We start from the raw sequence: 26038 nt of genomic DNA on the forward strand, positions 1-26038 counted from the left end.
TCATGCTCGGTCTTTGCGGAGGAGTTCGGAAATCAACTCGCCGACTGCTCTGGAGAACACGCCGGCGCACGGAATGCGTAGCCGCTCCGCGAGGTCCGCGGCATACAGGTCGACGCAGGACTCCACGAGTTGGCAGAGGACCTCGGTAGCTGACCGAGCACGCCGAGCTCCCACGTACAGCACGCCGACCGCGATAAGGAGGGCGGGGCCCCAGAGCAGGCCGACAAGGCCGTAGAGCAGCGCCCACGCGACGATCCGGGCGGCGTTCGCAAAGTTCTCCTGCGCGACGGCGATGTCAGCCCGGATCGGATCAGGGACGACCGCCCAGAGGCGTGGCCACGTGGTGGCCAGGTCCAGCCCGTAGGCCCTCTGGACGCGTCGTTGATTCTCGCGCAACCGGTCGCCGATCCACGTCGCGTGCACGGGGTTGATCGGGCTGATGGCGTCACGCCGTGCCCAGGCGGCGTCGATCTCGGATCCGTCACCGGTGCGCAGGGCGCGCTCGCTGACGGCCTCTATGTTGCGGTTGGCCCGCTCCCAACGCTCGCGTCGGACGTTGCGCAACCACCGCGAGGGCGCGCTGTGAACAGGGGCGGTCCAGAAACTCCGGAGGGGCGTGGACAGGCCATCGGCCGCGATCCCCGCGCCTACCGCGGCGATCAGGGCACTGACCGCGAGCATCACGGTCTTGCCGGCCAGATGGCCGGGGTCGAGTCGGCGGAACAATGGTAGGGCCGAGTGCGGATCGAGCGCGTGCCTCCAGCCAAGTTGCCAGGCCAGCAGCGCGGTGCACACCCAGAGCAGGCCCGGGATGAGCAGCGTGGTCAGCCACTTGTTGGCGATCTTCCTGCCCAGTTCGTCGAACAGCCCGTTCACCCGCTGCTCACGCTGGCCCACGTCATCGCATCACCGGTCAGCATGCACCGGCGCTCGACGCTCTGATCGGCGCTGAGTTCGACTCTCCCGCAAGCGACCCGGTGTGGGCAGCGCCAGCCGGTGACCTCGCGAGGCCCGGGTGGGAACGGGCCAGGCCGGTATTCGCGCGTCGTATAAGTGACGCCATCGAGTCCAGCGGCCCTGCCCGCAGCATCCACCGCGTCGAGCAGCGGCAGAAGGCCGCCCGGATCGTCCTGGCCTGTGGCCTCGGCCAGCCCGGTCCACGTGTCCACCAGGAGTCGACCATCGCTCTCCAGCACCTCGCGAAGATCGTCGTCCGCCTGGAGATAGGTGCACAGGTTCCCGAGCCGTTGCAGCGCTGATTCGATGTCTCTATCTCTGTCCCTCACGCTACGATCGTGCCGTCTTTCGGCTCCGGTAGTGACGGGATCGGCCATATCGAGTCTCCGCGAACGGTCCGGAAGGCACATTCGGGGAGGGGGGAGGCATGGCTCCTGTCGACGAGCCGGGATCGGTCCTTGAACAGTTCGGGGCCGTCCAGATGTTCACGGAGCTCTTCACTCACACTGCTGATGTCACATGCCTGGCTGTGGCGGTCGAGACGGCTCGCGCCATCGTACGTGCCGTTCCAGGCGGACATGAGCAGCGCGTAAGCATGCTGCTCGGTCTCAGTACGACCCTGAGGCTCGGGTATCAATGGCTAGGGGAGATCTCAGACCTCACCGAAGCCGAGACAGCTCTGAGGGACGCGCGTGCGACCGACTCTCCGACCACCGCTCAGCGCAACGCAGCGATGGTCGAACTCTGTTTCGTGCAAAGGCTTTTGTACACGGAGACCGGTGACCCGAACCCACTCGACGAAGCCATCGGCCTGGCCAGGCACGGCCTTGGCACGACAACGCTCAACCGGGGGGACCAGGCCCGCCTGCGTCTCGAACTGGGTCATGCGCTGCTCGCAGACTACGAGCGTAGGGGGGACAACGCGCAACTATGCGAAGCGCTGGATGTCGCCCAGAAGTCGGTGTCCGGATACTCGGATCGTGCGGCCGGGCTCTGTCTCTATTCCGAGGCACTGGGGGCGCAGTTCCGGCGCACCGGCGACCTGCCGACGCTGCGACAAGCCGTCGATGCCGCGCGGGACGCAATCGCGGCGTCGGATCCCCCGCACCTGTATCGCGCGACACACGAGATACTCCTCGTCGATCTCCTGTGTCTGCTGGCCGAGCGGATCGGGGACAAGGCCCTTGCACACGAAGCGGTGCGGCTGGGCGCCGAGGCACTGAAGTCGCTCGGACCAGGAGACCCCAAACGCGCGAGCGGTCTGTCCAGCCTGAGCCGTGCCTACGTGTATCTCGCCGGCCTGACCGACGATCGCGAGATGATGCTCAAAGCGGCGCGATCAGCTCAAGAGTCCCTGGAGGCCACGCCGTACAAGCACACCCGGTATGTGGCACGACTGACCGACCTGATCGGCGCGCTCATGTCGATCTACCGCCGCTCGGACCGACGGGAGTTCCTCGACCGTGCGGTTCACGCGGCGCAGAACGCCGTCGCATCAACTCCGGCGGACCACCCTGAGCGAGCCCGGGTCCTGTCGAATCTCTGCATCGTATGGGAGGCCGCAGCGAAGGCGGGCATTACGGGGCTTGATTTGCGGAGCGCCGCCAAATTCGCGCGGAACGCGCTCGTGTCGACACCTCCTGATCATCCCGACCGCGCCGCGCTCATGGTGAACCTCGCGGATGTCCTCACCCTCCAGGATGCGCAGACCGGTGACTCTCGTTCGCTGACAGCAGCGTTGAGCGCGTATTCCGATGTCGCCCGCATGGAGAGTGTCTCGCCCACGGCCCGCGTCGTCGCAGCGCAGCGCGCAGCCAGCCTGAACCTACGAAACGGACGACGTCACCAGGCAATGGCGATGATCGAGACCGCTGTCGGGCTGGTGCCGCACATCGCCTTGCGCGATGTAGACCGCGCCAGCAGGGAGCACCGCCTCCGCGTCGTGCATGGACTTGCTGATACAGCCGCCGCGACCGCCATCACTGCCGGTGACCCGGCCAGGGCGATCGAGCTGCTGGAGCAGACCCGAGGGCTGGTGCTGGCGGGAACTCTTGAGACGCGCAGCGACATCACCGAGCTGCGTGCTCTGGCCCCTGACCTGGTCGAGGCGTTCAACGAACTGCGGCGAACCGTCAACCTTCTCGATCACGAATCGACCGAGATCGCGGACTCGCTCCCCTCGGCCGAGCGCGGAGCACGACAACGAGGTCTGGCGGACCGACGTGCGGAGCTGAACTCGGAGTGGGAGCAACTGCTGGACAGCATTCGGAGCCGGAACGGCTTGGAGTTGTTTCTCCAACCGCAGCCCATCGGAGAGCTGCGTGCCCAGGCCGCGAACGGACCGGTCATCTACATCACGGTCCATGAAGAACGCGGCTACGCCCTCATACTGGCCAATGAACCGGACCAGCCCGTCCGGCTACTCGAACTCCCGGCGGGAGCCACGGCGCTGGCGGTCGATGAACAGGTTGCCAAACTCCGCGAGGCACGTGCTGACGCCGCCGATCGGCTCATCCGTCGGCGCAAGATGGCGCAGAGGCTGATTTTTGAGGTCCTGGACTGGACTTGGCACGCCATCGCGGAGCCCGTGCTACGGGCTCTTGGCCATGCCACCGACGCCTCCGAAATGGACTCATGGCCGCGAGTCTGGTGGTGCCCCGTGGGGCTTGCCGGCTTCCTCCCTCTGCATGCCGCCGGGTGCCACTGCCCGGGGGGCCGAGGCGACGCGGTCATGGATCGGGTGATCAGCTCCTACACACCGACTGTCCGGGCCCTGGCACACCTGCGCGAACGTGACAGCGAGGGTGCATGCTCGACAGTTGTCGTTGCCGTACCGGACGCACCCGAATGTCCCCCGCTCAATGCTGCGGATCGCGAGGTCCGAGCCGTACGGGATCTCGTCCCGGGCGCCACCGTCCTTCCCCGGAAAGGCACTCAGACCAGCTGCGAGTCCGTCATCAACGCGCTGCAGAACCACCATCTAGCCCACCTGGCCTGCCACGCCGTGGCCGACTGGACCGACCCGTCGAGCAGTCGACTCGTTCTCCACGACCACCTCGTCAAGCCGTTGAAGCTGCACGACCTCACCCGACTAGATCTTCAATTCGCACAGTTGGCCTATCTCTCCGCATGTAGCACCACGGAGAACAACCCCATGCAGGTCGACGAAGCCACTCAGCTCACCGCGGCGTTCCAACTCGCCGGATATCGCCACGTCATCGGAACCCTCTGGCCCATCGCCGACGACGCCGCGGAGGAGATCGCCCGCGCGTTCTACCGTGAACTGACCTCCGAGGGCACGACGCAGCCGACCCCGGACAGGGCCCCCGAAGCAATCCATCGAGCAATCAGACTTCAGAGAGAGCAGTCGCCGCACCTACCAACGCGTTGGGCCGCCCATGTCCATTGGGGCGTATGAGCTGCTCGGTGTTGGATCGGGGCAGCGAGGCTGCCGAGATCCAGGCCGATGAACGGAACCCGCCCGGACGAGCGGGTCCTAGGGCCTGTTGTGAGAGTCCTGGTCACGTGAGGTCTGGCGTCCATCGGGTAGTGGCGTTGTCAGTGGTCCTGTGCATGATCGGCGCGTCAGCTTTTCGCGGAGGTAGGGAAGTGCCATGCCGATCACAAACCAGCAGATGGCGGGACACGCGTTCCTGCGGGAGATGTACGACGACTCGTACTTTCCTGATCACGTGGTCGACGAGGGGGAGGCGGTCCTTCTGCGGCTGTGCGAGCGCATTGAGGCCGGGCAGCCGTCGGATCTGGAAACGCTGTATGGGCTCGCCCAGGCCGCGACGGAGGAGTTCAACCTGCTGGACAGGGAGTTTGTGGCGGCGGGGAGCGGGATCGAGACGGTCGCTCGCGAGTGGATCTGCGACGAGTTCTGCTTCGTCGCATCGGCATACGGGTTCGCGGACGCGGATGCGGACGAGTTGACCGCCGGCCGGGACTGGTGAACGGGGACGAGAAGGTCACCTCCGGTCAAAGCCATTCGTTGAGAGCTGCGATCAGGACTGTCGCCTCGGTCATTCACAGTCCAAGATCCACTTTCGGCACACGGCCTAGCGCGCACCTGTACGCCCGCCTGGTGGGCGACTGTTGCTCGCCGAAGGCAACTCTTTGCCCCTTCACCGGGATGCCAGTGAGCTGGGGCATCTTCGTGAGCTCGCCCGCTGGCACAACCTTGCTCTCGCCGGATGGTCGGGCGGCCGACGCGCAGGGCGCCTTCGCTGGGCGCCGGCCCGTGACCGGTCTCGACGCGACAGGCTGGCCTGTCGGCAGGCCAGCGTGTCAATTGAGACCTGGTCTGCCGCGAGGTGAGGGTGCAGACGGTCCGGGTCCGCAGTCGCCGGCGCTGCCTTGGCTTGGCTTGGTCGAGAGTCCATGACCTCCCCGACGGACTCGTGTACGCCGGGGAGCCGCGGTGGACGGCTTGGCCTTGAGCTCGGTGGCCTGGTGAGGGATCTCGTCCATGGGCTCGGTGTCGTCCCATGGACGGTCAGGCGTTGATCATTTTCTTGGTTTCGGCGCGGTGGCGTCCGTTGGGGAGGGCTGTTTTGGCGGTGAGTCCTCGGGATTGCCATGCGTTGTCGCGGAGTTTGAACAGGGCCCAGTAGCGGGTGGGGCACAGCAGCACGATGTTCATGAATACGGAGGACGGGGTTCCGACGAGCCATGAGTGCCATCTTTGGCGGGTGGTCATGTCGGGGCGCATGAGTACGTACAGGCCTGACTGGCCGTATCGGACGACGAGGTACACCGCGAGGTACACCAGGGCCACGCCGGGGTTGTGGTAGCGGCCGCCCAGGGTCATCACCGTCATCACGAGGGTCCAGGCCAGCATCACGGGGGTGATGACGAGTTGGAGGAGACCGAAGGTCGGTGAGATGAGCTGTTTGAGGGACAGCCGCGAGTACACGAACGGCAGCATCCACCACCATGACCGGGCCCAGCGCAGACGCTGGCGGTAGGTCTTCTTCAGCGTGGTGGGCATGTCGGTGACCACGCCCGCCTCGTTGACGGCCACGACCTCTCCGCGCATGAGGGCCCTCAGCGCCAGCCAGCGGTCGTCCCCGGTTCCGCACTCCACCTCGTAGGCGTCCAGGTGGTCGTAGAGCAGCTCTGCCCTGTACAGGGCCAGTGCGCCCGACGTGGTCTCCAGTGCTCCGAGCATGGAGCGTGAGGAACGCATCATCACGCACGAGGTGCCGATGTCGATGTCCGCGGCCCTGGAGACCCAGGTCTCCTCGAAGTTGCGGATGTAGATCATGCCGGTGGTGGCCTGGATCCTCGGGTTGCTCATGGCCCGGAGTTGCTGCTCCAGGGCATCAGGGAAGGGCTCGCCGTCCGAGTCGATGGTGAGGACGAAGTCGAAGTGCTTGCCCTGCGCCTGGAGGTGACGCAGTACCGTGACCTGGGCCCCGCGCTTGCCTTTGTTGTCCTGGCGGTGCCAGAAGACCCGGGGGTGGTCGAACGGCTCCACGGGGTGCTGCTGCGAGCCGTCGTCGATCACATGGATCTCATCGAGGGGATGGGTCTGGGCCAGCAGCGACCACACGGTGCGGTGCAGTTTGTCCGTGGGCTCTTCGAAGGCCGGGATGATGGCCACCGTGCGGCCGCGTGCCACGGGCAGGTGTGTGAAGGTCCGGCCCTTGAGGAACGAGACCAGGCAGAGCACGATCACCATCATGCCCAGCCACCAGTAGAACGTCAGGATCGGGCTCTTCGACTGGAGGTGGACCACCACGGTGGTAGCGGCCAGAGCCGCTACCACCACAGCAGTCACCACGGTGAATCTCGCCCGTGATGAAGTGCTCAAGCGGTCACCCGCTTGCTCCGGGTCGCCAGGCGGAAGACCGCCACGCCGCTGATCACGAGGAGCATGGCTCCCAAGACGATCCACCCCAGCGCCGTGCCGCCCGTGGCGGCGAGAGCGGCTCCTCCGGTGGCGGTGCCGATCGCGGCACCCACACCATTGTGTCCGTACATGTTTTCTCCTTTCCGGGCGTCGAAGACGCCCGACGTTGTCGCGGGCAGGCATGGCACCACGCGTGTGCCGGAGCGGAGGCCGCCTGGCCGGCGGCTTTCGTGAGGTCGAGGGTGTCGTGGGGCGTGAGTGGCACCACAGCGTCGTACTCCTCGACCGGGATCTCGCTCCGGCGCCCCACGTCGTCCGTGGGGGTCCAGGACATTCACAGCGGACGTTCACAGCGGCTCCCACGCCAAGAGCTCGACCGCCGTGACGGGGCGGAGTTCTCCCGCTGCGGTTCGTCTGTGCTCTAGAGCCGCTCGATGTGCTGGGCGCGGGTCATGACGCCGCGGGTGTCGAGCACGTAGGCGGCCTCGGCGGCGAGTTGTGTGAGGTCGAATTCGCCGTGTTGGGTGAGCAGGAGGACGGCGTCGAAGTCGGCGACGCTCGTGCCGTTTCCCGTGGCTGCGAAGGGGATGTCCCGGCGGCCCCCTTCGGTCAGGTAGGGGTCGACGACGGTGACATCGGCGCCCATGGCGCGCAGCCGGTCGATGACTTGGATGGCTGGTGATTGGCGGGCGTCGGATGTGCCGGGCTTGTAGGCGGCGCCGAGGGCGAGGATGCGGGCCCCGTGCACGCTGCGGCGAAAGCGGCGGTTGAGGGCATCCTGCAGGCGGCGTACCACGTAGTCGGGCTGGCTTTCGTTGATGTCCTGGGCCAGCTCGACGAGCCTGAAGGTCTGTCCGTGCTGCGTTTTGACGTGATGGCTGAGGTAGACGGGGTCGATGGGCAGGCAGTGTCCGCCGACGCCGGGGCCGGGCAGGAACTTGGTGAACCCGAACGGCTTGGTCGCGGCCAGCTCCAGGGTGTGCCAGACGTCCACGCCGAGGGTGTGTGCCATCCGGGAGAGTTCGTTGACCAGGGCGATGTTGACGTGCCGGTAGGTGTTCTCGAACACCTTGGCCAGTTCGGCTTCTTCCAGACCGGAGGCCGGCACAGTGACGTCGGTGACGGAGTCGTAGAAGGCCTTCACGCGGCGCAGGCAGGCTTCTGTGAGACCAGCGACGATCTTGGGCGTGTTCTCCAGGCGCCAGAGCGTGTTGCCGGGGTCGATGCGCTCGGGGCTGAACCCGACATGGAAGTCGCGGCCGGCGATGAGGCCCGAGCCCTCCTCCAGCAGCGGGACGAGCACGTCGCGGGTGGTACCGGGGTGCGTGGTCGACTCCAGTACCACGGTGGCGCCCGGCTCCAGCCATCTGGCCAGAGTCCGGCCGGCCTCGCGCACACAGCTGAGGTCGGGGGAACGGTCGGTCAGCGGTGTCGGCACGGTGATGACGGCGACGTCGAAACCCTTGAGATCCTTCGGATCCGAGGTCGGGGTGTAGGTCCCCGATTGCAGCACGTCCTGCAGACGACTCGAGTCGATGTCCTCGATGTAGGACGAGCCGGTGGCCAGTCGCCGGCAGCGGCTTTGGTCGGGTTCGTAGCCGGTCACGGTGTAGCCGGCCTCGGCGGCCTGCAGGGCCAGAGGCAGGCCGACATAGCCCTGCCCTAGTACGCAGATGTGCATGGTGGTGTCCTCCCCTTGGTCCGGCTTGCAGGCATACGGGTCTGGCGCAGGAAACTTTCCAGGCCGAGCCGCAGGTAGCCGGGGTCTTCGTTGTAGGCGGGTATCAGGATCGGGATGTGCAGCGCGTCCAGCCGGCGGCAGGCGCGGTCGGTCAGGTGCGGTACCCGCTTGAGGTGGTGCATGAAGGTCTGCGGCAGGAACACCAGGAACAGGCTGATCCAGACCACGGTGAGACGGCTGTGGGTCTCGGCATCGGTGCCGAAGGCGACCGCTGCGTGGTGTGTGGCCCACGCGGCGGCCGGCACAGCAACGATGATGCCCATGACGACGGTCGCAGGCCGGTGCTGATGGGCGCTCGGCACCGGCGCGCTGCGCTGACGGCGGCTCACGTGCCGTGCCGCGCTGGGGACGTGGACGTGGACGTGGGCGTGGCCTCGCCGGCGACGAGATTGCGGTGGAACCCGAAACGAATGCACAGCAGAGCCGAGCGGAGCAGGCCCGCCGCGGTGGCGAGCACCCGGCCGCCGATCGGATGGCTGATGCCACCGATCAGCAGAACCGGAGTCTTCGTCTGCGCAAGCTGAGCGTGTCCAGGCATACGTATATCCCCCCCGTGGGAACGGCCGTTGGATGGAAAAAATGATAGGAGCAACTGTGGAGGTTCCGTGCAGTCCTTGAACATTGAAAGAGCTTTCTATGCCTGCCGGAGGGGTGCCCTCCGGTACGGCCACGGAGGGTAATGCCAGGTCAGTGACGCGTAAGCATGATCGAATCCCGTGACACAACTGCGACATTCAATTTCCGGCACCCGCGCCAAACGGACTCTCACGTCACACCTGTCACACCGTCAAGCGCCTTCCGCACCACAACCGTTGGCCAACGATCGCCCCGATCCATGGCCAACGGTCAATTAAATTCAATGACGAAGCGGAATATAAAACCGGGGCCGCAGGGCGCCGCATGGCTGGCACGGGGCGCAAGTAAGTTCCGTCTGCGGTGCGTTCAGGCCATGAAAGGCGAAGGGTTTACGCCAGCAATGCGCGAGCCCCCGTATCCGTGCAGTGGCCGGCAGGGTCCGGGGTTCTGGAGCTTCGGTCGCGACCACCGGATTGGCGGCCGGGGCAGATCGGCAGCAGGGTCGACCTGTCCACCGAGCATGGGCGGTGCCCTGGCAGATGGCGGCCCCGCGTTGCGCACGGGACGCGAGGCCGCCGACGGCACGCCGTCCGCGGCGCCCACACCGACCGTATGGCTGCCCGATCACAAGTGCCCGCCGGGCTGCTCCAGTCGCCGGTCCCCTCAGAGAACTGAGGGCGGGCCTGGTCGAAGCCGCCTCTTGAATGCGACGCACCAGCGCCGGTCTCCTCAAGCCGTACTCTTCCGGCGTGCGCTCCCTGCCGCAATCGTTCACCCTCAGTGCCCTCAAGCGGGGGCGTGCCGTCGAGCAGTTTTCCCGGACCGGCAGGAAGCCGCGCGAGGCACCTGGGTGTGGTCCGCGGGTGCGAAATGCCCTGGCGCCGTTCGTCGGGGTGCCAGGGCATCATTCATCGCAGGGCATCACGGGATGCTCAACGCGGGTGGCGGGAAGCTGCTTCTAGTCGCCGTATCCCATGCCGCGCCTGTGGTTCATGGAGCCACGCTGGCCCATGAGGCTGTTGTCCCAGGAGCGGCTGTTCCAGCTGCCGGAGCCGTTGGAGCAGCTGTTGCCGAAGGCCGGGTTGAGCAGGCCGATGACGTTGACGGTGTTGCCACAGGCGTTGACCGGGATGTGCACCGGGATTTGGATGACGTTTCCGGACAGGACACCCGGCGAGCCCCATGCGGCGCCCTGCGCACCGGCGTCTGCGGATGCGGCACCCGCGCCTCCCAGTACCGCACCACCGACCGCGGCCATGACCGCTGCACTCGTCAGAACACGAAACATGAACTTTCCTCACTGCTTGCACAGCCCTCGGGTGTGATGGCGAGGGCAAGGAACTGCTCGCTCCTCAGCATCAATCCGGAACCTGCCGGGTCGGGGATTGGCCCATGCCCGCCAGTTCACTCGTGTGGACCACCCGGCGGCGCACGCGCACCGGTGCCGGCTGCAGCCCGGAACAAGATGGCTAGTGCCCGCGGGCTACTCCGCCGGTCCCCCTTGAGCTGAGAACACCGAGGGCGCGGGCGACGGCCACGCGCTGCTGCTGGCTGCCGGACAAGTACGGCGTTGAAGGGAACTCAGGTCAAGGTCTGAAGAGCCCACCACGTGCCTGAGAGCGCGGACAGCTTGACGTCCGCAACAAGGAAGCGGCTCGACTTTCGCCGTTCGTGGGGGTCGGAACGGATCCGTGTGGTGCTGAGGGCGGGCCTCGGTATCGGCGTGCTGCCTGATGCGGGCAGCTGACTGTGTTTGCGTGCGCGGTGCGTGGTGAGTCCGCGCGCCCCATTTTGCCGCGGTGCGGCCGGGACCGTTCTCGCTGCCTGGCAGGAGGCTCCTGACGCGACATGCATACGAACATTTGACGAGCTATCGAAGGATTGATCGTTGATTGGTCATATTTGCCTGTTACGTGCCGAAGGGTGTCTTTGGTGCGAGGCGGGTGGGTGGTGGGGTGGGACGGGCGGGGGCTGGAAACCGCTTCCCTCGCGATGGTCAAAGGATGGGTGCAGTCGACCGTGAACTGTTCTTGCGGCCTTCGGAGTTGGTTGCCTGCTGCAGGCGACTGTCACAGAAATATCCGGATATTGCGACACGAACCGGCGCGACTCGGATCAGGTCGGGCGGGTGGTCAATCTGTGGGTCCTCGGCATCAGCCGGGATCCGCACACCGCCCGCTCCCGGCCCTCCACGCTGGTCCGGGGGCGGACTCGTACTCCAAGGGGAGCACTGTTGATGTCTTCTCGTTCGATCCGTCGCCTCGCCGCCGCGTCTGTCGCGTCCGGCGTCGCTCTTGGCGCGGCCGCGCTTCCGGCCTCCGCCCAGTCCGGCCCTCACCACGCTGCCGCGTACCGGTCGGTTGTGGTGATCAGCGGCGTGCAGTACGACTCGCCGGGCTTCGACGACCGTTCCAACTACTCCCTGAACCGGGAGTGGATCGACGTCACCAACACCTCACGTCGCAGTGTGAACCTGGACGGCTGGAGGCTGTCGGACGAGGACGGCCACACCTACACCTTCGACCACTACCGCCTGGGCGGCCGCTCGACCGTCCGTGTGCACACCGGTATCGGCCGCGACACCTACCGTGACGTCTACCAGGACCGCCGCAACTACGTGTGGGACAACCGCTCCGACACCGCCACGCTGCGCAACGACGACGGCCGGTTCGTCGACGAGGTCTCCTGGGGAGGCCGTCACTACCGGGACCGTGACGGTTGGCGCTGGGGCAACTTCGGCGGCCACCACCGTAACCGAGACGGCTGGCGCTGGGGTGACCTCGGTGGTCGTCACCACCGTGACGGAATGCACCACGGCGGCCTCGGGGGAGTGCACCCGGGCCAGCACGGTCCGCGCGGCCACCAGGGCCAGAGCGGCCAGGGCGGTCACCAGGGCCAGAACGGCCAGGGCGGTCACCAGGGCCAGAACGGCCAGGGCGGTCACCAGGGCCAGACCGGCCAGGGCGGTCACCAGGGTCAGACCGGCCAGGGCGGTCAGGGCGGTCACCAGGGTCAGAACGGCCAGGGCGGTCACCAGGGCCAGAACGGCCAGGGCGGTCAGAACGGCCAGGGTCAGGGCGGTCAGGGTCAGAACGGCCAGGGCCAGAGCGGCCAGGGCGGTCACCAGGGTCAGACCGGCCAGGGCGGTCAGAACGGCCAGGGTCAGGGCGGTCAGGGTCAGGCTGGACAGGGCGGCCGCCACTGACCCCGTGTCCGGGGTGACCGTGAAGCAGACGCCGGCCGAGTATTGCTTGGCGGCGCGCAGCGGCCTATCCGGCCTCTGCGCGCCGCTCCGCGTGATCGGGGTCCGAACGGGCAGGAACAGCGTTCCTTGGGTGGTCCCGCGTTCCGCCGCATGCGTGCGAGACCACCGCTTTGAGGATGGCTCTCCTCGTGGTTTCGGGTGTCTGCGCACTGTTCACCCTGTCGCTGTCCTCATCTATCTGCCCGTACTGGCTTTCCTGCGCCGAACCGCCGTCTGGTCCTTAAGAGTCGGGCCGCAAGGCATCGACACGGTCAGCGCCGCCGATAGGCATTGCGGTGGAGCGACCTGGACAAGGTCTCGATTGCGGAGATTGATGGGAGGGCGAAGTTCTTCAGCGCGGCGATTCACCTGCATCGGTATACGGGGATCCACGTCAAGCTGGTGAAGGGTGCAAAGCGTCCGCACTATCGTCCAGTGGGGTGGCCCACGTTGTACCCGGGGAGCATCGTCGCTCGTCAAGGCAAGATGGTCCCGGTCTGTGTTCTCGGGCCGATGATGGACCAGCAGAGAGCCGACCTGGAAGACGCCCTGTCAGCCTGTCGCCGAGCATGGAGCGCGCGGTTACCCGCAAAGCTGTCGAAGCGTGTGGAGGGTGGGCGGCCACGGGCTGTCAGATTACGGGAGCCGGGGCCTTCTCGGTCGGGGCCTGCACGGCAACTGACGTGTAGAGGACCGAGGCACCCTGCTTCGAGCGATGGGCCTGGCTCTTGGCGACAAGATTTTCGAGCGTGGTGCGCACGACGGTCGGCTTGATGGTGCGCTGAGGGTGGGCCTCAGCCAGTGTCGAGGCGACTTCCGCCGTGGAACGGGGTTCTTTCTGCTGGTCGAGGTGAGTACGGATGAGCGCGATCAGCGTGGGCTGCGCCGATGAGGTAGCCGCCTTCGACTCGACGACCTGGGTCTTGTCCTTCTTGGCCTGCACGGTGGTCCTTTTCGTGCGGGGGGCCTTGGCTGCGGTCTTGGACGGGGCACGCCGGGTGGTGGTCTTGCCGGATGCCTGCTGGGGGAGAGGCGTCGAAGGCTTCGGAGTTGTCGGGGCGGATGCCGGTCGGTTGCCGAGCGTCTTCTGGATGCTTTGCAGCACATTCTGGTCGTCTTGCAGGATGCGCAACTGCGCCTGCAGGGCGGAGAGTTCCGCGCTGATACGTTCCTGTTCCTTGGTGTTGAGATCGAGGTCCTGTGCGACTTGAGTGGCGTACTGAGATGTCACGCTGGTGACGGTGACGGGATTGTCAGTCATGGTGTTGGCCTCTTTTCAGTTCGGGGGTACGGGCGCACCATCGTGAGTGCGCCCGAAGTAGGTGGGCCCGCGTGTTCAGGTGATTTCGCGGGGAACGGTGGTGTGGCAGCGTAGCGATAGTACGCATGGGTGATGGCTCATGTTCCCATCGAGTGATGGATCCATCCTGCATTCAGGGTTGAACTTTGTGCAGGGCAGCCCCTTGAGGGCTGATGCCCGGTCCGGATTGAGCGAGATACACGTGGTGGGTGGTCGGTCGGCTCAATCGTCGTCGGGCTGACTTTCTGCCTTGGCTAGGGGTCGGGGAGCATCCCCCACATCACGCTCGTCAAGTGCACCGGCGGCAATACCCAGCGACGGACGCTCTACCGCTGACCGTTCGACCTCGTGAGTGCCGTGTGCAGCAAGGGCACGGCCTCCGGCAGTCGCTGGCACCATTGTCTGCCCCACCAAGTCCCAGAAGAGGAAGCGGCAGCGAGGTCGCGTACCGGGACGTGACCAACGCGGGCGACCTCGCCTCACTGGAAACCACAGTGCCAACGCCCGCCTCTCGGCCGGATTCGACATCTCCTATAACCGGGGAACCGAGGACAACAAGGGCTTCGCTGCACTGAGCACGTCAAGCACGTACCGCTTCTGCAGCGTCAATGTCCTCAACGGCAAAATCAACGGCTTCAGCACTTTCCCCGCGAGCCGAAAGGGCTTCGACATCGTCCTGCCTCGCGAACAGAGCTGAACCGAGTCACCACCTCGGGGGCGGGCGCCGCTCTAGGCGGGCGCGGCCCGCAGCTACGCGATCTCTAGTGACGGTCGCGCTCTGAACGGCATGATCCCGTGAACGCCGCCTGCCCCGCTGCTGTGAGCGTGAGGCGCCCCTCCCGAACCGCCTCAGTTCCGAGCACCGCGAGTTTGGTACTTCTCGCCTATTCGGTTGTTCCTGCGCGCGAGGGCTGGCGATGGCTCGGCGGCGTAGTCAGCCGACGGTACCGGTGCCCCGCCGAGTCTCGCCCCCGTGTCCAGGCCCCGAGCATGCTCCGCAGCCACGGGGCGGGGCCCGGTCGGGCCGGTGCGCGTCAGATGCGCGAGTTGCGCAGCGATTGCCGCACAGCGCCGGTCAGCGCCCGCGTTGCCCGCGGGACCGACAGATGCTCGTGCTCGCGATACAGCGACCAGTTGTACTTGACCAAGGACAGCTTGTTGGAGGACAGCGATCCCGCCTGACCTGCCCGGTACACCGCAAGCGGCTCGGCCAGGCCCCGGGCGTCAGCACCATCCCTCATGATGCTCAGCCACAGCGCGTAGTCCTGGCGCTTGCGCATCTCCGGCATGAGCCTGGTGCCCAGGGCGTTGCGGTCGTACATGGCGGTGAGAGCACCGATGTGGTCCTGGACCAGCATCGCGCGGTAGTCCACGTGCTCCCGCGCGCGAATCACCCGCCCGTTGGGGACCCAGTCGGTGCTCTCGCCGTCGTAGTCAGCGTCCATCTTGAAGTAGCTGGTGAACGTCAGCGGCGCATCGCTATCTGCGGCGAAGGCGAGCTGCTTCTCGGTCTTCTCCGGCAGCCACATGTCGTCGGAGTCGAGGAACGCCACGTAGTCCCCGCGGGCCCGCTCGATCGCGAGGTTGCGGGCTCTGCCCGCACCGCCCCGCTCGGGCGCCGTCTGCGGCAGAACGCGCTTGTCCTGGGCGGCGAACTCGCGCAGCAGATCCATCGAACCGTCGGAGGACTGGTCGTCGGTGACCAGCAGCTCCACGTCGCTGTGCGTCTGGGTGAGAACTGATCGGACGGCCGCGCTGAGGGTGGCCGCCGAGTTGTAGACGGGCATCACGACAGACACCAGGGGCACAGCACATCTCCTTGCCAGATCAGGGACGACGGTCCATTCAAGCACCGCAATCGCGTAGGAGCTGACATGCAGATAGTCGTCGCTGGTCAGGGATACGTAGGGCTTCCGCTGGCCGTACGCGCCGTGGAGGTGGGGCACCGTGTGATCGGCTACGACGTGAACTCACGAACCCGCCTCCAAGTTAAGTCGGACAGCCCGGCCACGTCGGTCGGGCCGTCGCGGAGCACGGACTGTACGGAACGAGAGATCGCAAGGAGGTGCCCAGGTCGATACACGCCGGCGGCGCATGCCCAAGCAGTCATCGTGCGCACCGCCTGGTGAGCGGCACGGGCCACATCTTCTAGGCCTTCCACCAGAACCAGCGCCAGCGCCTTGCTCGTGGCTGGTCGCATCTCGTCGACCGCGTCCCTGCACGAGGTCCTGTCCGGCCAGGAAGTGTCGGCCTGGGCAGCCAAGTTCCTGCGCCCGCTTGCCGCCGACCCCAAGGACCTGCTGCACACCCTGCGCACCTGGGTCCTGGCTGAGTTCGACCCCGACGCCGCCGGTGCTCAACTCGACGTCTGCGGGCGCACCGTGCGCTGGCGAGTCCTGGAGGCCGAGCCGCTGATGGAGAAGGACTTGATCACCGTGTGGCCCGGCATTTTCTTGCCGACGCCTGGCGGGCCGACAAGCAGGACATTGGAGGCGTTGTCGAGAAAGCGCAGGGTGGCCAGGTCGCGGATGAGTTTCTCGTCGACGCCTGGCTGAGCGGCGAAGTCGAAGTCGTTCAGTTATCTGGGGTAGCGGTGAACGAGCCTGACAAAGTCGCTGTTCAGGATGTCTCGGACGCGTCTGGAAGGTGGCTGAGGTTCACCCTTTGCCCAGTGTGCTTGTGCTTGAAGGTAATCCGCTGTCCTGTTGGAGTGGTGCATCCGTAGGATCACGTCATGACTGCTGATGCCCCGCTCATCCGAGAGTCGTTCCGGCGCCTCCAGCCGATTAACACGCCCAGGCCGGTGTCTCAGTTGCCGGATCGCGTCTGGACTGACGAGGACTGGGACCGGATCCAGCGTGGATATCGAGCCCGGGACATGGATGAGAAGTGGAACGTCTTCGCCGAAGGTAACGTCCTTTTCATGCACCGGAGTTGGACCGGTCGTGGCATCTATGAGGCGTCCTTCGCCCCCGCGACTGGTGGTGGGATGAGGATCGCCTCTGCCGTGATGGAGTCCGATGGGGAGCGCTATCGGAGCACGGGCGACGAGTACGACCGTCTGATGATGGAGCTGATCATCAGCGCGATCGTCCTCGGTGAGCCAGCCGCCGACCTCCGGGCCGGACTCGTGGAGCTGACTGCACGGGCTTCGGGAAAGAGCGATCTTCCCTCGGGTGTGGTGGAGCACAGTGCTCTGGGATTGCGTTCTGGATCGTAAGCTCCGCAGCCAGGCGCGTGCCGTCACGGCCTCGGGCCATGTGACTGGATCACGCGTTGCAAGCGAAGGATCTCGCCGTTTGCCGCGGCCAGTCGTTGTTCGAGCCCTTGCACGCGCTCGCGGTGGGTGGTGCGCTCACGGCGGAGGGCTTCGGTAAGGGTGTGAATCACTGTGCCGTCATCGGATGAGGGCGCCTGCGGGGGAGACTGGTGCTCGGTCCGTTGCTGGCTGCGCAAGGTATCGATGCGTTTGCGCAGGTCCGTATGGGCATAGAGGAGTCGTTGCCCTGAAGGGTGGGGCCGAGGCCGGAGCCTGACCGCGTGGCGGGCGGCCGGGTTCAGTCGGGCAAGCCGCCCAGGAAGTTGAGCAGTGCCGCGTTCACTTCGGCCGGGCGTTCTTGTTGGGTCCAGTGGCCGCAGCCGGGGAGGGTGACGGTGGGGTGGAGTGTCGGGTTCAGCTGCTGGAGTGCGGGCAGGAGCTGGTCCATGCCGGGGAAGACGCCCACCAGGTCGCGGTCGCCTACGACGTAGAGTGCGGGGACCTGGATCGGGAGGGCATCCCAGGCCGCACCCAGCTCCCAGTTGCGGTCGATGTTGCGGTACAGGTTCAGACCGCCGGTGAAGCCGTTGTGCCGGTACTCCTCGGTGAACACCGCAATGTCGTCCTCGGTCAGCCAGGCCGGCAGTTCCTTCGGCTCGGCGAGGGTCTCCAGGAAGGTGCTGCCCGGGGGCACGAGGGGCTGCGGGGGCGGGTCAGTCTGAGGGTTGTCGCCGCTTGCTCCGTAGAGAAAGCGGCGGAAGGTGTTCTCCGGGGCATCGGCGAACTCGGCGTCGGCCACGCCCGGTTGGCAGAAGTAGTTCTGGTAGAAGCGGCCGTCGAACATCTCCGACAGCGCGGTGAGCGGCGGGGTGTCCCCGGGGTCCGGCACCGGCGGCGGCACGCTCAGACCTACGACGCCGCGCACCAGGTCCGGGCGCAGCTGCGCGGTGAGCCAGGCGACGGGGGCGCCCCAGTCGTGGCCGACCACGGCGAAGCGCTCGCGGTCCAACTGCCGTACCAGTGAGACGACATCGCCGACGAGGTTCGGCAGCGTGTACGCCTCGACGAGCGCCGGCGCGTCGCTGCGGGCGAAGCCGCGCTGGTCCGGGGCGACGGCGCGGTAGCCGGCCGCGGCGAGCGCGGTGAGCTGGTGGCGCCAGGAGTACCAGCACTCCGGGAAGCCGTGCAGCAGCACCACCAGCGGAGCGTCCGCGTCGCCCGCAGCCGCGTAATGCAGGGTCAGGCCCTTGACCTGAATGCTGTGATGCTCCACGCCCTCGATGTGCGCCGCCACGGCCCCTCCTTGGATCGTGCTCCGTCAACTTCCGTCAGAATAGGCCCATGTGTCGCGCGGAACACTGAGCGATTTCCATCCTCATGTTGAGGCGTAGTGGAGGTCGAGGACAGCCTTCACGAAGTCGGTGATGCGGGTGGTGCTGCAGCGGAGTCTTCGAAGTAGGCGCCAGCCCGTCATTCCGTGCTGTCGGGCGGCGACCAGATCGTGGGTCGAGCCGGGCAAGGCCGGTGAGGCCCAGAGCAGGCGGCCCACCACGTCCAGTCAGCCGCCACGCAGATGGGTCTCCCTGGGGGAGAGAATGGAGGAGTGCGGGAACGACGGTGCCCGTCGGCGTGTGGCCGACGGGCACCGACCGTTGGGGCGGGGTGTCATTGCCAGGCGACGATGACCCGGTTCAGGGGGGTGTCGATGACGAACCGGCCGGGGCGCTCCTCGACGGCGGGGGCGTCGAGAGACTGCAGCTCGAAGGTGACTTCCCGGCCGCGGTAGTCGCGATCCCAGGTGCGGATGGCGTCGGCGACCTTCGCGGCCAGCTCGTCACTCCCGGGTCCGTGGCCGATGACGCCGAATTCCCACAACGTGCCGCCCTCGGACGTCTTGTGGTCGGACACGCGGCGGGCGAGATAGGTGACGGCACCCTTGTCAACGGCCGCGGTCGACGAGGGGTAGGGGTCCTGCGTCAGCAAGGTGCCCTTGGCGGCCTGCGGGAAGTGCATACGGACTAGGCCGGACGGCACGCTGCATGAGACGAACAGCTCCATCCACTCCGGCGACTCCATGGAGTGGACCGTCATGCCGGTCCACTCCTCGCTGCGCGGCTTCTCCAGCACTTTGGCCAGGGCGTCGGCATCGATGGTCTGGGCCGCAGGCGCGTGGAGCCGTACGGTGCTGTCCGCGGCGAGTGGGATGTCACGCCGGCCGTCGTCGTCGGCGATGCCTCGGCGCAGCGGAACGAAGGTGTTCATCGCGCTGCCGCGGGAAACCCAACGGCCCTCGTGTTGCTCGTAGACGATGGAACGCGAGACGCTGCCCTTGAGCCGCTGCGGGGTGACGATGCGGCCGCCGGGGGCGAGTTGTTCGAGCCAGGCATGAGGGACGCCGTGCGCGCCGACGGTGGCGATGATCCGGTCGTACGGAGCCCCCTCGGCGTGGCCGAGGGCTCCGTCGCCGGTCAGCACGTCGACGTTGGTGAAGCCGGTGGTGGCGAGGCGGGCGCGGGCGCCCTCGGCCAGGTCGTCATCGACGTCGATGGTCGTCACGTGCCCGTCGGGGCCGACGAGGTGGGCGATGAGGGCGGCGTTGTATCCGGTGCCGGCACCGAGTTCGAGGATGCGCTCACCGGGCTGGGCCTGGAGCTGGTCCAGCATGAGGGCGACAATGTCGGGCTGGGAGGCGCAGGAGATTGAGACCTTGTCGGTGTCGTACTTGATGTCGACGGTCGCGTTCGCGTAGGCGTCGGCCAGCGGGGCTTGGGGGACGAACCGGTGCCGGGGCACGGCGCGCAGGGCGGTCTCGACCGCCGGGGTGCGGGCGTGGCCATCGGCCTGGATCTTGTCGACAAGGGCATTGCGGAGCCGTTCGGCCTCGGCCTCGGACGCGGTGAGCGTGTCGGTGTTCACCGCGATGACGCTATCGGCGGCACAGGCGTTCGCTGCCGTGGACGCGGTGTTGTCACCGGAACTCATGACGACCTCGCGCGCGGCGTGCCGGCGCGAGGGCGTGTCCGAGGAGTCACCAGTGGTCGCGGACGGCGGCATCCCCGACTTCGCCGGGCTCCGGTCGGGAGAATGGGGAACCGGTTTTGACTACGAGATCGGAGCCTTTGTGAGTCTGTTGGGGCAGATACTTCCGTTGGTGGGTGTTGCGCTGGGCGCCGTCACGTCGTTCCTGGCGAGCAGTTTGAATGACCGGGCACGATGGCGGCGTGAGCAGTCCGTACGCTGGGACGAGCGGCGTCTGGACGCCTATGGCGAGTACATCCACGCGGTCAAAGAACTCGCGGGGAGCTATCAGCGCATCGCTGCGGGCCGCGGGCTGGTGATCGGCCCGGCACCGCTGGAGCTCACCGCCGAAGTACTTGCCGAGCTCGGCGCGGCTGAGTCCCGCCGTTCTGCGCTGGGGGAGACCTGTGAATTGTTGGGAGACACTGACACGAACACGGCGTCCAAGACGCTGAATCACTGCCTGTGGCGGCTGGAGCACCTGGCGCGGGGCGTGCCCACGCAATCCGAACAGAGCTGGGAACAGGCGTACTTGGAGTTCAGAGACGCGCAGCGGAAGTACCTCGAGTACGCGCGGGCCAGTCTGGGGGTGACCGGTCCGGTCAACCGGGTTGTCGCCTGGCCCTCGGCTTGGCGGCCCGTGGGCCGGCCGTCACGCACCGAGTGATGAGGTGGGCTCTGTTCGCGGGCGGAGCCAGAGCCGGATCCCGGCGACGGTGATGGTGCCGTGGAAAATGCAGGCCCTCTTGTCAAAGCGCGTTGCCTGAACGGCCCGCAGAATCCTGTCCCACGTCCCATCGGCTGACCACCTGCGATGAGATCGAAGGACTGAACCTCACCCTCGCCTGCCTGCGCTCCAAGCGCGACGAGTCCCAGCCCATGGCACGCCGACCCGTTGTCGACCTCGGCATCCCTGCACGCCGCTGTCCGAACGAGTCGCAATGACTCTGCCCATGCCAGCGCCTGGAACCGACCATCGATCATGGAAGGATGACGCTCACGCCCCGTTCCTCCAAGATCTCCAGGAGCAGGTCGAACAGCGAAACCTCGCCATCGCCGGTGGGCACACGCTCTGCCAACCGCGCCACGGCCTCGGCCGAGGAATCCCAGTGCAAGGCGAACGGAGCGGTGGCGCCCCAGCCGCCTCTCTCGATCCGTACCCCGAGTAACGGTTGCGTAGATCGCTGTCTGCGGGTCTGTCAGGGCAGACGACACCGCCCCGACCTATGAGGCGGGTCGGGGCGACGCGGTCGCGAGTCACGCGACCGGCAGCCGCCAACTCGGGCCGTCCTCGGCGTCGTCGAGCCACACCCGCTGTCGGTCCGGCTCGACGCTCACCCCGAACTCGGTCGCGTGCGGCGACCCCGCCGCCTGCCACAGCGCGAGGGACTGCTCGACCTCGGCCCACAGCGACACCGGGCCACCCTCGCGGACCGACCAGCCGTCACCGTCCTCGGTCAGCACGGCGAACGATCCGTTGGCCGCGTCGAGGACGTACGCCCGCATGCGGCCGCCGTCGCCCGGCATGAAAAAGCTGCGGGCGTTCGGAATGGCGAGCTGTGCAACGAACCCGCTGTCAGGCATGTGAAGCGTCTCGGGCCCGACCCCGGTTTCGCGGGTCTTGCCGTCGTCGTCGCCGGGCAGCATGCCGAGGTTGGCCGGCGCCTGCTGCTGCCGCGCCATCATGAACCCGGGCTCGGCCGCGATGAACTGCCCGATTGCGTGCTCGTCGTCCTGAACTTCAAGGCGTACGAGCCCGAGGGAGCGCAGCCAACCGCGGAGCGTGGCCACGACGAGCCCGCCCGGCGTCGTCTCGCGCAGCCACGCCCACGGGATGCCGCGCACGCCCATAGTCGCGATCGTCCGCGCGGCCGGGGTGCGCAGCCCGGCGCCGGCGAGACCGTTCCCGACGACGAGGCTCGGAGAGTAGCCGCAGTAGTTGAGGGCGACCCGGGCCCGGGCGGCGACGCCGCGGTCGGTCTCAACCGAGGTGACCCGGTGATCGCCGAAGCGGTGGCACATGAGGGCGGTCGAGTAGCCGGTGCCCGTGCCGTACTCGGTCACGGTCGTCTCGTCGTCGCCGTCGAGGGCGTCGAGCATCTGCACGACGAGCGAGGGCAGCGTCGAGGACGACGTCGGGTCGCCCCCGTCGAGCGGCTGCGGGTCCGACCAGTCGATATCCCGCCCGTCAAACTGCGTGATCAGCGTGCGGTCGCTGTAGACCCGACGCAGCCATTCCTCGGTGCCGACGAGCTCGCGCGTGATGGGCACGTACCGCGTGACGCCAGTCGGCGGGTCCGTGGGCACGTAGAACTTCGTGGTGAACAGGTGCCGGGGCACGGTCTCGACGGCGGCCCGCCAGTCCGCCAGCAGCTTGCCCTCGGCGGCGAGCTGCTCGGCAAACCGGTGGCGCAGCTCGTTCGCGAGAACGGGTTCGGTCATGGGTGGTTGCCTCGTTCCAAGAGATCGGCGAGCGCGGCAGTCATGGGCAGCCCGGTCGGGGGCTCCATCCATGCCCACTGTCCCGAAGGGTTGCACTCAATGAACGTCCACGTGCCGTTGTCGGACAGAGTGAAGTCGAACGCGCCGAAGACGAGCCCGAAGTGTCGCAGGTACGCGAACAGCGCGCGCTCGACGCCGGGCGGCGCCTCGACCGGCGCATAGGTGTGCGTGGTGTAGTCGGTGCGCCAGTCGAGCAGCCCCGAGTCGATCCGCACCGCGAACACCCGCTCGCCGATCACGGTCACGCGGACGTCGGCGACCTTGTCGACGCGGGCCTGCAACAGGTGCATGGTCCCGGCGACCCCGTCGTCGATCTCGTCCTCGGCGACCTCGTCGACGCGCACGGTCTGCGCTTGTCCGCCGACGAGGTACAGCGGGGTCGCAAGCGGCTTGTAGATCACGGGCCCGTGTTCCTTGACGAACGCGCGGGCGTCGTCGGGCCGGTTCGTGATTAGGGTCGGCGGCAGAACGAACCCGACCTCGGCCGCGACGGCGAGCCCGGCCGGTTTGTACTCGGCGTCGCCGATGCGGTGCGGGTGGTTGACGTACAGACAGTCGGGCAGCGACACGAGCACGCCGCCGAGCCCGTACCGGGCCTGCGCTGCGGCAAAGCGCGCGTCCTGGTCGTCGAGGTGGGGGAAAGCGAACCCGGACGGGCGCCGGTAGTACAGCGCCCGCACGCCGTCGAGCTCGGCGACGCGGGTTGGGGTCGCGAGACTGCCCCGCCACCGTGTCGTGCCGCCGCCGATGTGGGCGGAGCACGACAGGGTGGCGGGGAAGTGACCACTGTCGAACCGCACGACCGGGACGCCCCGGCCGTGCAGCTCGGCAATCACAAAGTCGGCCGTCGGGTCGTCATCGTTCGTGACGACCGAGACCGGACGCGCATCAGCTTGTGTCACTGGTCGGTGTCGTTACCCGTGTCCGAGTCGGTGCTGCCGCCGCCCTGCCCGTCGGGCGAGGTGCCCGTCGACGGGTTGGTGCCGCTGCTCGTGCCGTGACCGGGCGACGCGACCGGGACGCCGGCCATGTTGAAGTAGCGGCCGGTCTGCGTCGCCGGGTCGATCTCGACGCGGGTCTTCTCGCCGTAGACGGCCGGGTACGGGACGAAGCGGCGGGTTCCCCACGGGCGGGGCGTGCGGTGGCCCTGCGGCAGCGGGGTTCCCGTCGGGATGCGTTCCGCGTAGTTGAACATCGCGTTCCTCTCGGTGGTGGTTCGGTCGGATCGTGCGATGGAGCAACCGCCCCCGCCGGCAGCTCGTACAGCGGCGGGGGCGGAGATCAGGGGACGGGCCGCAGCACGCGCGGCCGCCGATGCCTGCCCCGGTCCGTCGAGGGCCGGGTGCGACCGGTGAACGCGGGTATCTGCGGGGCCCGTCGGACCGGCAGCGGGTCGACGCGCAGCTCGTATCGAGCGCCGTAGTCCGTGACGGTGAACGCGTACGAGCGGCCCTCGCCGAGGGCGAGCAGCACGTGCTCGTACCGCTCGCGGCTGTCGGCCCACGCGTGCAGAGCGGCGTCGGGCCGCGGGCCGTCGAGCGCCGCCTCGACCAGGGGCGCCCCGGCGAGGAACGTCGTGCCTGGCTCCGGGGCGAGCAGCTCGGCGTACCGGCCGACCGTCGTCCGGGCCCACCGGGCAGCGAGCCGGAGCGTCGTCGCTCGGTACATCGCGAGGATCGCCTCGTACGTGCCGTCGAGAGATCGGGCGAGTAGCTCGCACTGGTAGGCATAACGTCTGGGCACCGTGGCACCTCCGCAGCGGGGCGGGAATCGTGGGGGGCGTGCGCATGGGCAGGTAGTCGGGCCGCTCGGCGGGAGCCACGGGGGAGGACTCGACCGCCGAGCGACCCTGTCTTAGGGGTGTGACCCGGCCTGCATGAGCCGCGCCGAGTCGGCGACGCTCGCAGCCGCGAAGTACAGCCGTCCGGACTTGGTCGACGCGACGAGGTACTCGTCGACCTCGGGGCCGACCGCGGCGGGCGACAGCGGGTCGAGGCCGACGGCGAGCAGCACGTGCCCGATCTCGCAGATCACCCGCCCCCAGTTCCCGGCGCGCGTGGTGAGCGCGTGCGGGGTGCCGTCGAGGCGGACCAGGACGACGCCGCTGTGCACGGCGATCCGCTCGCCCGTATCGGGCAGCGTCCGGTCGGCCGGGGCGGCGCCGAGGGCGTGCGCAACGCTGCGCATGCGGGACTCGATCACGGCCGCGGTGTCGGCGTCGCGTCTCGGCGTCGGGTGCGTGATTAGCATGGGAGCGAACCCCTTGCCGTCGCTGATGTGGTCGACCCACGGCCGGACCGACAGGGACGCGATCACGCCCGGTGCCGGCACAGCCGGGGTGAGTTGGTCGGTCGTCACTTCGTTGCCCCCTCGCATCTGTCGGGCGGGCCGACCTTGAACTCGGCCCAGACGGTGTGACCGGGACCGTCGTGACGCTTCACGCCCCAGTCGTCCGCGAGGGTCGCGACAAGGTAGAGACCGCGGCCCGAGGCGACGTCTGCGGCCGGTTCCTTCACATACGGGTCCTGTCCGTCGTTGCCGCCGCCGTCGCACACCTCGACCCGCAGCCGCTCGTCTCGGCTCGCCACCCGCACGAGGAAACCGCGGCCAGCGCGGCTGCCGTGCTTGATCGCGTTCGTAGCGAGCTCAGAGACGCACACCTTCACGTCGTCGAGTCGGTCGTCGGGCTCCCAGCCGGTGAGCGCCGCCTCGACGAACGAACGGGCTTGTCCGACGGATACCGTTTGGCGGCTGAACAGTTGCTCGCGTGGTTGCTGCACGGGCGGCCCACCTTCGCGTGTCAGGTTCGTCGGCATGTTCACCGCCGGGGAAGGCCCAGGAGGTAGGCCAGCCGTTGGGCCGTGCCTTCCTCGTCGCCGGTCTCGCCGAGCTCGTATCCCCAATCGGTGACATAGCGCCCGTCGCGGTGGTCAACCGCCTCGACGACGCCGAGGTTCAGGGGGTTCAACACACTTACTATCGTTTCATCCATATTTGTTACGGACAGGCCATGCGCCGTAAGTTGCTCCGCCAGAATGGCTGCGGTGTTCGCGTCCATGCCCCGATCCCACCGCAGCAGCCTGCGGCGCGGGATATGACAACCGATGACACGGAGTTGATCATGCCTCTGACCTTGACTATTACTGGCACGCGGTCAACCGATCACCACGAACTCACCTGGTACGCGGACCTGTTCGCCCGGTACTTGGGCGCCTTTGCCGACGACGAATCGCACTTCTACATCGGGGGCGCGAAGGGAATCGACAGCCTCACGTTGTTGTGGCTCGCCGGGAACTCGAAGTCGAAGATCACCATCGTCGCGCCCGGGACTGTGGCGCAGCAGCCGGCCGAGGCGCGGCAGGCGATCGACCGGTGCCGCGAACGGATCGTCGAGATCGTCGAGTTGGGCGCCGAGGAACTGCGCACCCCGGCGTACCACGCCCGGAACCGGTGGATGGTCGATCGCTCCGACATGGTGATCGGGTTCCCCAGGGAAGGAACGGAAGGCACGTCCGGAACCTGGCAGACGATCAACTACGGGGCACAGCAGGGTAAACCTCGTCTAATCGTGCCCGTATGACCCG

Annotated in this window: 25 protein-coding genes and 3 pseudogenes; 7 read left to right on the top strand and 21 right to left on the bottom strand. The window is 67.4% G+C overall.

The window, feature by feature from the left end; all coding sequences use genetic code 11:
• Together LGI35_RS44645 and LGI35_RS44650 are read right to left on the bottom strand one after the other, a co-directional pair.
• On the bottom strand, positions 1 to 897 hold the full coding sequence (locus tag LGI35_RS44645) for a hypothetical protein (RefSeq protein ID WP_227300117.1): 897 nt from the start codon (positions 895 to 897) through the stop codon (positions 1 to 3).
• The gene (locus LGI35_RS44650; RefSeq protein ID WP_227300118.1) at positions 873 to 1334 is read right to left on the bottom strand and encodes a hypothetical protein; all 462 of its coding nucleotides are present in this window, start codon (positions 1332 to 1334) and stop codon (positions 873 to 875) included. The genes LGI35_RS44645 and LGI35_RS44650 overlap by 25 nt, the downstream gene beginning before the upstream one ends.
• A 50-nt stretch (positions 1335 to 1384) precedes the next feature.
• Between LGI35_RS44650 and LGI35_RS44655 the strand changes: the two genes are divergently transcribed.
• Positions 1385 to 4375, top strand: a complete 2991-nt coding sequence (locus LGI35_RS44655) for a CHAT domain-containing protein (protein WP_227300119.1) — start codon at positions 1385 to 1387, stop codon at positions 4373 to 4375.
• A 196-nt stretch (positions 4376 to 4571) separates the two neighbouring features.
• Complete coding sequence (locus LGI35_RS44660; protein ID WP_227300120.1) at positions 4572 to 4913, top strand: DUF5713 family protein; 342 nt, start codon at positions 4572 to 4574, stop codon at positions 4911 to 4913.
• 542 nt (positions 4914 to 5455) lie between these two features.
• On the opposite strand, the gene LGI35_RS44665 is transcribed toward LGI35_RS44660, so the two are convergent.
• The 6 genes from LGI35_RS44665 to LGI35_RS44690 form a co-directional block, all read right to left on the bottom strand.
• Positions 5456 to 6742, bottom strand: a complete 1287-nt coding sequence (locus tag LGI35_RS44665; RefSeq protein WP_227300121.1) for a glycosyltransferase family 2 protein — start codon at positions 6740 to 6742, stop codon at positions 5456 to 5458.
• Between the two features lie 29 nt (positions 6743 to 6771).
• A complete protein-coding gene (locus LGI35_RS44670) occupies positions 6772 to 6945 on the bottom strand; it encodes a hypothetical protein (protein ID WP_227300122.1) in 174 nt (57 codons plus the stop codon).
• 290 nt (positions 6946 to 7235) lie between these two features.
• Positions 7236 to 8495, bottom strand: a complete 1260-nt coding sequence (locus LGI35_RS44675) for a nucleotide sugar dehydrogenase (RefSeq protein WP_227300123.1) — start codon at positions 8493 to 8495, stop codon at positions 7236 to 7238.
• Positions 8477 to 8884 carry a hypothetical protein gene (locus tag LGI35_RS44680; protein WP_227300124.1) on the bottom strand — a complete coding sequence of 136 codons (408 nt, stop codon included), beginning with the start codon at positions 8882 to 8884 and terminating at the stop codon, positions 8477 to 8479. Before LGI35_RS44680 ends, LGI35_RS44675 begins: the two co-directional genes overlap by 19 nt.
• On the bottom strand, positions 8881 to 9093 hold the full coding sequence (locus LGI35_RS44685; RefSeq protein WP_227300125.1) for a hypothetical protein: 213 nt from the start codon (positions 9091 to 9093) through the stop codon (positions 8881 to 8883). Before LGI35_RS44685 ends, LGI35_RS44680 begins: the two co-directional genes overlap by 4 nt.
• Positions 9094 to 10089: 996 nt before the next feature.
• The gene (locus LGI35_RS44690) at positions 10090 to 10419 is read right to left on the bottom strand and encodes a chaplin (protein WP_227300126.1); all 330 of its coding nucleotides are present in this window, start codon (positions 10417 to 10419) and stop codon (positions 10090 to 10092) included.
• A gap of 948 nt (positions 10420 to 11367) precedes the next feature.
• On the opposite strand from LGI35_RS44690, the pseudogene LGI35_RS44695 reads away from it, so the two are divergent.
• Positions 11368 to 11946 (top strand): annotated as a pseudogene (locus tag LGI35_RS44695) (lamin tail domain-containing protein); the annotation flags it as partial.
• 1060 nt (positions 11947 to 13006) lie between these two features.
• Here LGI35_RS44695 and LGI35_RS44700 read toward each other — a convergent pair.
• Together LGI35_RS44700 and LGI35_RS44705 are read right to left on the bottom strand one after the other, a co-directional pair.
• The gene (locus LGI35_RS44700; protein WP_227300127.1) at positions 13007 to 13636 is read right to left on the bottom strand and encodes a hypothetical protein; all 630 of its coding nucleotides are present in this window, start codon (positions 13634 to 13636) and stop codon (positions 13007 to 13009) included.
• 1073 nt (positions 13637 to 14709) lie between these two features.
• Positions 14710 to 15483, bottom strand: coding sequence for a glycosyltransferase family 2 protein (locus tag LGI35_RS44705; RefSeq protein ID WP_227300128.1), 774 nt, complete (start codon positions 15481 to 15483; stop codon positions 14710 to 14712).
• Positions 15484 to 15549: 66 nt separating this feature from the next.
• Between LGI35_RS44705 and LGI35_RS46765 the strand changes: the two genes are divergently transcribed.
• Entirely contained in the window at positions 15550 to 15804 is a 255-nt protein-coding gene (locus LGI35_RS46765) for a hypothetical protein (protein WP_376601074.1), read from the top strand.
• Positions 15805 to 16031: 227 nt separating this feature from the next.
• On the opposite strand, the gene LGI35_RS44715 is transcribed toward LGI35_RS46765, so the two are convergent.
• Positions 16032 to 16253 carry an ATP-binding protein gene (locus LGI35_RS44715; protein ID WP_227300767.1) on the bottom strand — a complete coding sequence of 74 codons (222 nt, stop codon included), beginning with the start codon at positions 16251 to 16253 and terminating at the stop codon, positions 16032 to 16034.
• A 156-nt stretch (positions 16254 to 16409) separates the two neighbouring features.
• On the opposite strand from LGI35_RS44715, the gene LGI35_RS44720 reads away from it, so the two are divergent.
• Complete coding sequence (locus LGI35_RS44720; protein ID WP_227300129.1) at positions 16410 to 16895, top strand: hypothetical protein; 486 nt, start codon at positions 16410 to 16412, stop codon at positions 16893 to 16895.
• A 337-nt stretch (positions 16896 to 17232) separates the two neighbouring features.
• Here LGI35_RS44720 and LGI35_RS44725 read toward each other — a convergent pair whose 3' ends face one another.
• The 3 genes and pseudogenes from LGI35_RS44725 to fxlM form a co-directional block, all read right to left on the bottom strand.
• Complete coding sequence (locus LGI35_RS44725) at positions 17233 to 18228, bottom strand: alpha/beta fold hydrolase (protein ID WP_227300130.1); 996 nt, start codon at positions 18226 to 18228, stop codon at positions 17233 to 17235.
• A gap of 81 nt (positions 18229 to 18309) precedes the next feature.
• Positions 18310 to 18489 (bottom strand): annotated as a pseudogene (locus LGI35_RS46770) (hypothetical protein); the annotation flags it as partial.
• Positions 18490 to 18599: 110 nt separating this feature from the next.
• A pseudogene (gene fxlM / locus LGI35_RS44730) lies at positions 18600 to 19934 on the bottom strand (methyltransferase, FxLD system); the annotation flags it as partial.
• Between fxlM and LGI35_RS44735 the strand changes: the two are divergent.
• A complete protein-coding gene (locus LGI35_RS44735) occupies positions 19837 to 20619 on the top strand; it encodes a hypothetical protein (RefSeq protein ID WP_227300781.1) in 783 nt (260 codons plus the stop codon). The pseudogene fxlM and the gene LGI35_RS44735 overlap by 98 nt on opposite strands.
• 590 nt (positions 20620 to 21209) lie before the next feature.
• On the opposite strand, the gene LGI35_RS44740 is transcribed toward LGI35_RS44735, so the two are convergent.
• The 7 genes from LGI35_RS44740 to LGI35_RS44770 all read right to left on the bottom strand — a co-directional run bounded on the left by LGI35_RS44740 (position 21210) and on the right by LGI35_RS44770 (position 25512).
• The gene (locus LGI35_RS44740; RefSeq protein WP_227300131.1) at positions 21210 to 22394 is read right to left on the bottom strand and encodes a methyltransferase domain-containing protein; all 1185 of its coding nucleotides are present in this window, start codon (positions 22392 to 22394) and stop codon (positions 21210 to 21212) included.
• A complete protein-coding gene (gene tgmB, locus LGI35_RS44745) occupies positions 22391 to 23356 on the bottom strand; it encodes an ATP-grasp ribosomal peptide maturase (protein WP_227300132.1) in 966 nt (321 codons plus the stop codon). Before tgmB ends, LGI35_RS44740 begins: the two co-directional genes overlap by 4 nt.
• On the bottom strand, positions 23353 to 23649 hold the full coding sequence (gene tgmA, locus LGI35_RS44750; protein WP_227300133.1) for a putative ATP-grasp-modified RiPP: 297 nt from the start codon (positions 23647 to 23649) through the stop codon (positions 23353 to 23355). Before tgmA ends, tgmB begins: the two co-directional genes overlap by 4 nt.
• A gap of 86 nt (positions 23650 to 23735) precedes the next feature.
• Complete coding sequence (locus LGI35_RS44755; protein WP_227300134.1) at positions 23736 to 24197, bottom strand: hypothetical protein; 462 nt, start codon at positions 24195 to 24197, stop codon at positions 23736 to 23738.
• 111 nt (positions 24198 to 24308) lie between these two features.
• A complete protein-coding gene (locus tag LGI35_RS44760; RefSeq protein ID WP_227300135.1) occupies positions 24309 to 24812 on the bottom strand; it encodes a hypothetical protein in 504 nt (167 codons plus the stop codon).
• Entirely contained in the window at positions 24809 to 25234 is a 426-nt protein-coding gene (locus LGI35_RS44765) for an ATP-binding protein (RefSeq protein ID WP_227300136.1), read from the bottom strand. The genes LGI35_RS44760 and LGI35_RS44765 overlap by 4 nt, the downstream gene beginning before the upstream one ends.
• A 38-nt stretch (positions 25235 to 25272) precedes the next feature.
• Complete coding sequence (locus LGI35_RS44770; protein WP_227300137.1) at positions 25273 to 25512, bottom strand: hypothetical protein; 240 nt, start codon at positions 25510 to 25512, stop codon at positions 25273 to 25275.
• Positions 25513 to 25575: 63 nt separating this feature from the next.
• Here LGI35_RS44770 and LGI35_RS44775 point away from each other — a divergent pair, with 63 nt between their 5' ends.
• Positions 25576 to 26034: a DNA-processing protein DprA gene (locus LGI35_RS44775; protein WP_227300138.1), complete on the top strand. Its 459-nt coding sequence runs from the start codon at positions 25576 to 25578 to the stop codon at positions 26032 to 26034.
• Positions 26035 to 26038 lie beyond the last annotated feature (4 nt).

It is taken from the genome of Streptomyces longhuiensis, assembly GCF_020616555.1.
GTDB classification, from domain to species: Bacteria; Actinomycetota; Actinomycetes; order Streptomycetales; family Streptomycetaceae; genus Streptomyces; species Streptomyces longhuiensis.

Coding starts and splice junctions, on each gene's coding strand:
- LGI35_RS44650 (WP_227300118.1), bottom strand. CDS start 1,334: ATGGCCGATCCCGTCACTACCGGAGCCGAAAGACGGCACGATCGTAGC.
- LGI35_RS44655 (WP_227300119.1), top strand. CDS start 1,385: ATGGCTCCTGTCGACGAGCCGGGATCGGTCCTTGAACAGTTCGGGGCC.
- LGI35_RS44660 (WP_227300120.1), top strand. CDS start 4,572: ATGCCGATCACAAACCAGCAGATGGCGGGACACGCGTTCCTGCGGGAG.
- LGI35_RS44670 (WP_227300122.1), bottom strand. CDS start 6,945: ATGTACGGACACAATGGTGTGGGTGCCGCGATCGGCACCGCCACCGGA.
- LGI35_RS44675 (WP_227300123.1), bottom strand. CDS start 8,495: ATGCACATCTGCGTACTAGGGCAGGGCTATGTCGGCCTGCCTCTGGCC.
- LGI35_RS44685 (WP_227300125.1), bottom strand. CDS start 9,093: ATGCCTGGACACGCTCAGCTTGCGCAGACGAAGACTCCGGTTCTGCTG.
- LGI35_RS44690 (WP_227300126.1), bottom strand. CDS start 10,419: ATGTTTCGTGTTCTGACGAGTGCAGCGGTCATGGCCGCGGTCGGTGGT.
- LGI35_RS44700 (WP_227300127.1), bottom strand. CDS start 13,636: ATGACTGACAATCCCGTCACCGTCACCAGCGTGACATCTCAGTACGCC.
- LGI35_RS46765 (WP_376601074.1), top strand. CDS start 15,550: ATGCAGATAGTCGTCGCTGGTCAGGGATACGTAGGGCTTCCGCTGGCC.
- LGI35_RS44720 (WP_227300129.1), top strand. CDS start 16,410: ATGACTGCTGATGCCCCGCTCATCCGAGAGTCGTTCCGGCGCCTCCAG.
- LGI35_RS44740 (WP_227300131.1), bottom strand. CDS start 22,394: ATGACCGAACCCGTTCTCGCGAACGAGCTGCGCCACCGGTTTGCCGAG.
- tgmA (WP_227300133.1), bottom strand. CDS start 23,649: ATGTTCAACTACGCGGAACGCATCCCGACGGGAACCCCGCTGCCGCAG.
- LGI35_RS44770 (WP_227300137.1), bottom strand. CDS start 25,512: ATGGACGCGAACACCGCAGCCATTCTGGCGGAGCAACTTACGGCGCAT.
- LGI35_RS44775 (WP_227300138.1), top strand. CDS start 25,576: ATGCCTCTGACCTTGACTATTACTGGCACGCGGTCAACCGATCACCAC.